At 62.1% G+C, this 1158-nt stretch carries 1 protein-coding gene; it reads right to left on the bottom strand.

Annotated elements, in window-relative coordinates; all coding sequences use genetic code 11:
• Nucleotides 1–128: 128 nt before the first annotated feature.
• Nucleotides 129–1097 carry an IS5 family transposase gene (locus AC06E9_RS19710; protein ID WP_049447435.1) on the bottom strand — a complete coding sequence of 323 codons (969 nt, stop codon included), beginning with the start codon at nucleotides 1095–1097 and terminating at the stop codon, nucleotides 129–131.
• Nucleotides 1098–1158: the final 61 nt, after the last annotated feature.

Here is a 1158-nt window from a genome sequence, read left to right as displayed (position 1 = left end):
TAGGGAAGGTCTGATCAAAGCGCCCTGAAGCTTGGATTTCAGCGTCGAGCGCTCGATCGACCTCGATTTGATCAAAATTGCGCCATTTCTGGCGGCTTTCGACGGGTTTCCCCGTCCACCAGACGGATTTACCCCGACGGCTGCAGCAAACGTCGCCGCGCCATCCACAGGTTCGACAGCGCGAACAACGTCAGCACCTGCGCCGTGTTCTTCGCCAGGCCGCGGTAACGCACCTTGGTGTAGCCGAACTGACGCTTCACCATCCGGAACGGGTGCTCCACCTTCGCCCGAATGCTGGCCTTGAAGTGCTCCCAGCGTTCGGCGTACTTGCGCTCGCGCGTGTTCTTCATCGAACGGAGCTTCGACGGCTTCTCGGCAATCCAGAACGCAGCCTCCACGCCTTGCAACTCCTCGCGCTTGTCCGCACCGGTGTAGCCGCTGTCGCCTGTAATCGTGTCTTCCTTGCCGTGCAGCAGCTTGTGCACCTGCGTCACGTCGTTCACGTTCGCCGCCGTGCATTCCACGTGGTGCACCAGGCCCGACTCTTCGTCCACGCCAATGTGCGCCTTCATCCCGAAGTGCCACTGGTTGCCCTTCTTCGTCTGGTGCATCTCCGGGTCACGCTCGCCGTCCTTGTTCTTCGTCGAGCTGGGCGCCGCGATGATCGTGGCATCCACGATCGTCCCTGCTTTCAGGCTCTGGCCCTTGCGTGCCAGGTGCCCGTTCACCCGCTCCAGGATCTGCGGCGCCAGATCATGCGTTTCCAGCAGCCGTCGGAAATTGAGGATCGTGGTCTCGTCGGGAATGTTGTCCAGTCCACCCAGGCGGGCGAAGCGGCGCATCACCGGCATCTCGTACAGCGCCTCTTCCATGCCCGGGTCGCTCAGCGCGTACCACTGCTGCAGGAAGTGAATGCGCAGCATCGTCGCCAGCGGATACGGCTGTCGGCCACGCTGGCCCATCTTCGGGTAGTGCGGAACGATCAACGCCAACAGCGCGTTCCAGGGCACCACCTGCTCCATCTCCGCCAGGAAGACCTCGCGCCGCGTCTTCTTGCGCTTGCCCGTGTGTTCCGCGTCCCCGAAGCTCAGCTGCATCGTCGTCATCCGTCGAACCTTGCGCTATTGTCGCCGAAGGATTTGTTCAGAGCATCCTTAG

This window comes from Stenotrophomonas sp. Steno-Z10-BAI (genome assembly GCF_056393115.1).
Note: the sequence above shows the minus strand (reverse complement) of the source record. Positions and strands in the feature narration are given on the sequence as shown.

Bases quoted from the DNA above. Each gene is read 5' to 3' on its own strand.
- AC06E9_RS19710 (WP_049447435.1), bottom strand. From the start codon at position 1,097: ATGCAGCTGAGCTTCGGGGACGCGGAACACACGGGCAAGCGCAAGAAG.